Here is a 714-nt window from a genome sequence, read left to right as displayed (position 1 = left end):
CTCGGAGCCGCAGGCTACGATGCATACGATCCAGCCTGAATGGCAATAGCTCTAGACAAAATGCCGCTACCGCAGTGCTAGCATTACAATTGCGGTTCGAGTTCGAGGCATCTGCCGGCCAGGAAATAGTAGATTTCGGCCTGCGAAGTCCCAGAAATCGCACTTATTGCGAAGCATTCGAGATTTAAACAAACGAGGCACAAAGCCAAGTGCAACTGTAGTGCTAATCGTCCGCCTGGGCCGCCACCGCGTCGCCGAGCTGGCGGATCGTGGCGGCGCCCTCGCCGAAATCGGTGACGCCGAGGCGTGCCACCGACACCACGTCGACCCGCGCCTGGCCCGCCGCCGGCGCGACCCGGATGCTGATGTCCTGCGGCAGGTGCATCACGGGCGAGAAGGCGATCGCCTCGATATGGCCGAGCCCCAGGCGACCGCCGGGCGGCACCGCCTCGACGAGCCGCCAGCGCAGCGCCTTCACGGCATCCTCGACGGTGTCGAAGGCGTCGCCGGCCGGCATGTCGAGCGTGATGGGGTCGGCCGCCGCGACCGGTGCCGGGGTTTCGGACGGTGACACGCCGCGCGCCGCGACGGCCCTGGCAGAGCGTGACAAGGGGGGCGGCGCTTCGGGCACCGTGCTGGCGGCGGCGCTCAACGGGGCGCGCGCCAGCGTCGCCGCCAGGGTGGCCGGATAGGCCAGCGTGACGGCCGCGAGCC

At 68.2% G+C, this 714-nt stretch carries 1 protein-coding gene; it reads right to left on the bottom strand.

The genetic code is table 11. The features are described from left to right. Positions 1–223 precede the first annotated feature (223 nt). Positions 224–714, bottom strand: a 491-nt coding sequence (locus tag P7D22_RS23310) for a DUF1499 domain-containing protein (RefSeq protein ID WP_319936619.1), incomplete at its 5' end; no start/stop codon positions are given.

It is taken from the genome of Lichenihabitans sp. Uapishka_5, from assembly GCF_033947565.1.
In the GTDB taxonomy this organism is placed as follows: domain Bacteria; phylum Pseudomonadota; class Alphaproteobacteria; order Rhizobiales; family Beijerinckiaceae; genus Lichenihabitans.
The sequence above is the reverse complement of the archived record's forward strand: the minus strand, read 5'-3'. Positions and strand labels throughout refer to the sequence as shown.